Annotated in this window: 5 protein-coding genes and 1 pseudogene; 1 reads left to right on the forward strand and 5 read right to left on the reverse strand. The window is 51.2% G+C overall.

Annotation, left to right across the window (positions count from 1 at the left end; all coding sequences use genetic code 11):
- Positions 1-187 (forward strand): annotated as a pseudogene (locus C5S62_RS13825) (hypothetical protein); the annotation flags it as partial.
- 78 nt (positions 188-265) lie between these two features.
- Here the strand turns inward: C5S62_RS13825 and C5S62_RS04575 are convergent.
- The 5 genes from C5S62_RS04575 to C5S62_RS13830 all read right to left on the reverse strand — a co-directional run.
- Positions 266-1,165: an AraC family transcriptional regulator gene (locus tag C5S62_RS04575; protein WP_104404248.1), complete on the reverse strand. Its 900-nt coding sequence runs from the start codon at positions 1,163-1,165 to the stop codon at positions 266-268.
- Positions 1,166-1,363: 198 nt separating this feature from the next.
- Positions 1,364-3,535 carry a S8 family peptidase gene (locus C5S62_RS04580; RefSeq protein WP_104404249.1) on the reverse strand — a complete coding sequence of 724 codons (2,172 nt, stop codon included), beginning with the start codon at positions 3,533-3,535 and terminating at the stop codon, positions 1,364-1,366.
- A gap of 121 nt (positions 3,536-3,656) precedes the next feature.
- Positions 3,657-4,955 (reverse strand): serine dehydratase subunit alpha family protein, encoded by a 1,299-nt coding sequence (locus C5S62_RS04585; RefSeq protein ID WP_172485928.1) that lies wholly within the window; start codon positions 4,953-4,955, stop codon positions 3,657-3,659.
- A 79-nt stretch (positions 4,956-5,034) separates the two neighbouring features.
- Positions 5,035-5,436 carry an AraC family transcriptional regulator gene (locus tag C5S62_RS04590; protein WP_104404251.1) on the reverse strand — a complete coding sequence of 134 codons (402 nt, stop codon included), beginning with the start codon at positions 5,434-5,436 and terminating at the stop codon, positions 5,035-5,037.
- Positions 5,437-5,440: 4 nt separating this feature from the next.
- Positions 5,441-5,769: hypothetical protein (locus C5S62_RS13830; RefSeq protein ID WP_223301136.1), on the reverse strand; the 329-nt coding region annotated here is incomplete at its 5' end.

Consider the following 5,769-nt stretch of genomic DNA (forward strand, 5'->3'; position numbering starts at 1 on the left):
CACCTTTCTCAAAATTCATGCACCGTGTTTTCGGCTTGACCCTGTAAACGAGCAGAATACCGGAGCTGTGGATTTTTATCTTCGCATGGGATTTGTAGTTGTAGGGTGCGATGCGACGGATTCTGCCGGTCGGCCCTTTCCTGTTTTGCACCTGAAAAAGGATATGGGAATGGCGGAAAATGTATAAGTGAGACCTTATATGAGCATTATGAGGCAAACAGATTCCAAACCTGTTCGTTCCATGATGCTTTGTTGCCTTTTTCTGTTAGTTTCTTCTTTTCCGGTATTCACCCGGTGTGTAGCCGGTGCTTTTTTTGAAAAGCCGGTTGAAGTGTTGTGAATATTGGAATCCTAGTTCGTAGGCGATGGCGCTGACTGGTTTGGTGGTGCCTGCAAGCATTTCCTCTGCCAAATAGATGATCTTGCTTTGGATATACTCTTGCGCTGTACGGCTGGTCTCTTTCTTTATTAGGTCGCCGAAATAGTTGGGCGATAGAAAAACTTTGTCGGCAAAGTAGCGCACCGTAGGTAATCCTTCTGTCTTTACTTTGCCGTCGGCATAATAATTGTCAAGCAGGTTTTCGAATTTGGCCAGTATGTCTTTGTTGGCGGCCGTTCGGGTGGCGAATTGGCGTTCGTAAAAACGCAGACAGTAGTCCAGCAGTAATTCTATATTCTTGGAAATAAGTCGTTTGCTGTGCTTGTCAACGGGACGCTCCAATTCCATTCTTATTTTCTCCAGACTGTCTAGGAATATCATTTTCTCTTCTTCTGAAAGATGTAGCGCTTCAGAGGAAGCGTATGAGAAGAAGGTATATTGCTTTATGGCGGCTCCGAGTGATGTGCCATGGATAATGTCCGGATGAAACAGCAGGCCGACGGCTGAGGGGCGGGCGTTTTCGTTCATGGTAACTTCTACCACCTGTCCCGGTGCGAAACTTGTAACAGTACCTTCCTGATAGTCGTAAGTCTGCTTGCCGTAGCGAAGGTCACCGCATTGGGTCTGTTTCAGAAAGAGCGCGTAAACGCCGTAATTGAAGGTGAAATGTCTGGGATGGTTGGTGCATTTCGACAAGTCGGCAATGCTCACCAAAGGGTGCCGCGTTTCCAAACCAAAAAAGTCGTTATAATCTCCGATGCTGTTGAGGTTGATAACAGATTCCATGACGTTGTTTCTTTCTCTGGCTTAATTTGAAATGTAAGCGTTCCTGTTGTTTCAGTAGATTCTTTTGATGCAAAAATAAATGTTTTTTGTAAACTTATTTCCTTTTCGGCTAACTTTTGTGATGATGTTCCTTTACAATCGGTTGCCGTTTTTTCTGTAATACGGCAGCGGCCCGCTTCGTGGCGGGCCGCTGTCTTTTTATCGGATGACCTTGCGTGTGAGGTCTGCACCTTGTGTGCTGATACGTATGAGATAGGCTCCGGCAGGGAGTTCTTCAAGGCTGACCACAGCCTCATTGCCGGGTTGCATACCGCAGAGGGCTTGGCGACTGACCACATTGCCGCTCATTGTCATTACGGAAATGTTAGCCACAGGCTCGGCTCTGTTGAAGAGGATGCGCCAACTGTTGGCTGACTTTTGTAGAGTCACAGGAGAATCACTGCCGATGGTGGTTTCACCGATACCGTTGACCGTGCTTAGCTCCAGAGCGACTTTCAGACCGGCGTAAGCGTCAATCTTGCCATAACCGCTTTTTGCGCCCCATCCGTCGGTATCGGAGGCCTGGTAGCGTGTCGATGTGTTGCGGATGATTTCCTTGACCTGCTCCGGTGTCAGAGTGGGGTTGGCTTGTAGCCATAAGGCAACTATGCCCGTAACAGCCGGTGTGGCCATGGAAGTGCCGCTTTTGATACCGTAATAGTCGCTGTTGGTGATGGAAGTCAAATTATAATTAGTTTGCTTGGCACCGGTTCTGCTATTGACCGCATTGGTGATGAAGACGTCCTCTTTTTTGAAACTCTCGTATTTGTTGAAAGCTGAGGCTATGTTGCCGCCCGGTGCGGAAACTGTCGGCTTCTTCTCGTTGCCCAGCCACGGGCCGGGGCTGCTGAAAGAACTCATGCTCCCTGAAGTTTCACCTGGCACCATGTAGGATTGTCCGTCAGATGCGGCTGTCCAATTGCCTGCTCCGGTGTAGGAAGCAACGGCAATGGCGTTAGGGATAGAGGCCGCGCCTTCGCCCACGAGATAGCTGCTGTTGCCCGCAAGAACATCGGATGTCGGCCGTTCGAACTCTCCCCAGCCGGAATTGGACCAAGCGTGGAAAGTGATGTTAGGCTCGAGTGACTTTATTTCAAGCGCAAAACGCGCCTGAGTATTGCCGGTGAAATTCAGAAAGGCTGTGTGGTTGATGTAAAAGGTGTAATGTTCTTTATGATTCTGAGCGTTGATTTCCCCGCCATACGTTGGTGCCACCTTCTTCATGTCCTCATCGCTCAGAGCGGTGTATTTTCTTGTAGTCGGATTGTACCAACAAGGTGTCACTTCCATGTGTTGTTTGCCGTCTGTGGCATTTCCCCAAAGGTCGATGCAATTATAGGCATACCCTTCGGCCGGAGCGGAGACAACAATCTTTTTGATTTGTCCGGCTGCCGTGAATTCATGCGCGGCATGTATCTTTTGCGCTCCTTCGTTGCCCATTGCGCCTACGATTATACCGCCGGCTCCGCATAAGTTGGAAAGGTATTGGTCATCGGTGCCTGAACCGTCGTGAGGGCCTATCTGTGAACCGAAACTCATGTTTGTCACCCACGGATAATCCAGTTCTTGGGCTACAGACTTGATGTATTGTGCGCCTTTCATGATTTGGTCCTCGCTGAGTGTGGAGGGTATCATCACTATGGTAGCTTCGGGAGCCATACCGTAATATTCGTTGCCTGCAATGCGGCTTCCGGCTGCTATGCCCGTTACGTGGGTACCGTGTCCGGCGGCGCCGGCTATGAGGTCGTAGTTCTGTCCGACAGGCACGCCTTTGACTGGACTTGAGTTTTTGACGGATAGATTCCAGATGGAGTGGACGCGGGTTTTCATTTGTTCGTCTTTGAAGGCGATGTGGTTGTATTGGAATCCTTGGTCAATTACGCCAATCACTACGCCTTTGCCGGTGTAAGGCGTTTCCAACCCTTCTCCCCGTTGTACTTTGTCGGCGTTTGTCATGCGGCGCGAAGTGGTCATCAGGGGTTGGAATTGCTGTGGGGCGGCTATATTTTCCACTTCTTTCAGGGCGGCGATCTCTGCCAGTCTGGATGCCGGTATTTCGGCCGTGAGAAGCGTTGCGCTGAGTTGGTGAGCTTGTCCGCCTCGGGTTTGTATGTTGCCGGCTACGGTTTCGGCGTCATGGCAGGTTACGATGACGTTTACCAGTGTGTCGGCCGCGGCTGTCCGGCTTTTAGCCTTGGCTTCGTTGAAGTCGCGTGTGAGGCGTTCTATCTTGATGTCCATTTTCCCGCCTTGTTTCACAGCAATTTGTGCATGAAGTGCCGGCGTTGCTAAAGCGGCTGCAGACAGAGCCAGAAGTAGTGTTTTCTTCATTTCAGGAGATTTAGTGTTTCTTTTTAAAATATGTACGAACAACTTGCAAAGATAGTGGAAAACGTATGATAAGACCTTTGGTTGTTATGATTTTTTTGCTGGCCGGTTCTTCTTTTTTCTTTCAGCAGCCTTTGTGTGTCATGATTTCGAGCACGCGGCGGTCCGTCTCATTCATGGCTTCGGCACCTATCGACACCAGGTTGCGTATGCTCTGATCAACGTCTTCGTCGATGATACCCTCCACGGGTGTCACGCAGTTGCCTTGCATGGCGAGCATGGCCGAGAGTACGGCTGTGCTTACGCCGGTTGTGAGCTTGAGGGCGCAGCTTGGTTTGGCGCCGTCGCATATCATGCCCGTGAGATTGGCTATCATGTTTTTCACGGCTGCCGATATCTGCTCGTAGGTGCCGCCCATCAGGTACGTAATGCCGCAGCTTGAGCCTGTGGCGGCTACCACACAGCCGCACAAGGCCGAAAGTGAGCCGAGGTTCTGCTTGATGTAAATGGCCGTGAGATGGCTGAGCATGAGGGCCCGGGTCATTTCTTCCGGAGTGTTGTGGTTTTCCCGTGCAAATACCACAACGGGATTAGTGGCGCATATTCCCTGGTTGCCTGAGCCGGAGTTACTCATCACCGGAATCATGGCGCCGGCCATGCGGGCGTCGCAGGCGCAACTGGTACTTGAGAGAATGTGGGAGAAAATGCTTTCGCCCATGATGCCCCTTCCCAGCGGGCGGCTCAGGGCTTTGCCCAGACAGTGGCCGTAGTTGCCTTTGAGCGAGCGGGCCGCGGCGGTTTCGTTGAGTCGGCGGGCTTCGTCGATGAAACTGATTTCGTCAATCGGGGAGATGGTGGCAAAGTCGTATACCTTGCGCAGGGTGAGTGTCGGTGTGGTGTCGGTTTCCTCTCCCGCATGGTTGCCTGATGCGAGAGGGGCGTCGAGCAGGATTTCTCCGTTTCGGGCTATGTATATATAATGAGTGTGTTCTCGTGCAATGATAACCTGCGCCGTTGCGCCGTTGTCGGCATGACACTTGATGTCCACATAAAGTTTCTCAGGTGCGTCTTCTTTTAGTGCGATGTCGATGCGGTTTTCTTCAATGTAACGTTTGCCGTTTTCCACGTCTTCGGCGGTGCAGTCGCGTAGCACTTCCAATCCGTAGTCCGCCCGTCCGGCTATGGCTCCCAGCGCTATAGCTATGGGCAGGCCCACCATGTCCGTACCGGGAATACCCACTCCCATGGCGTTCTTGAGGATGTTGGCGCTGAGGCGTGCCTCGATGTGTGCTGGCAGTGTGCCGAGTGCTTCGGCTGCCCGGCTCACGGCCAGTGCCACACAGATAGGTTCGGTGCAACCGATAGCCGGCACTACGCCGCGGCGCACCATTTCGATGATTTGTTTTCGTTCGGAGGGAGAAATCATAGTAAGGAATTTAGAGAGGTAGAGTGACGGCGCTTTGACGTGCCGGAGCGAGAGTGGTGTGCCTGTCGTTTCTGCTTTAAGGTTTCAGTCCCAGGCGGTAGGCCCTTGGGGTTATGTCGTAAACGCGTGAGAAGGCCAGATAGAAAGCCTGACGCGAGGAAAACCCCGCCAGCAGACCGATCTCTTCGGTGGTGAGATGGGCGTAGCGTGGACTTTGCATCATCCGGCAGGCATCGCGCAGGCGAAATTTGTTGACCATCATGTTGTAGTTGCCGCCGGTGCAGTTGGCTATAGCGGCTGATATGTAGCGGGTGTTGGTGTGCAGGATCTCGGCCATTTGTCTGGCTGTGAAGGCCGGATCGCGATAGCGCTTGTTGCGGGTGAGTTCTTCCAATATTTGCACGTAGAGCCTGTCGGAGCGTTCGCTTTTCAGGCGTGTGCGGTAAGCCGGTATTTCTTTGTCGTTCTTCTCGTTCATGGCGTCATTGGCTAGATGAGGACAAAAGTACAAAAAATCCCTTTGTCTGTGGCTGTAAAACGGGCAAGAAATCATGCGTTTGTACGGCTTTTTTTGTGACTTTTACCTGTGGAAAAGTCCGTATTCTCGTAAAAGTTCCAACTAATCTGATTTTTACCAGCCTTATTTCTGTTGTTTTTTGCTCTATTCCCAATGCCAGAGAAGTTAGAGCCTCTGATTCCTCCGGATTGGTTTGATACGATTGTAGGGTGGATTTTAACACTATTTGCTTTCCGCCAGAAAATGTATTATCTTTGTAACAGCCAAGCGGGACTCTCCACCGGAAAGTCCCGC

Origin of the sequence: Prevotella sp. MGM2, assembly GCF_002933955.1 — a bacterium.
In the GTDB taxonomy this organism is placed as follows: domain Bacteria; phylum Bacteroidota; class Bacteroidia; order Bacteroidales; family Bacteroidaceae; genus Alloprevotella.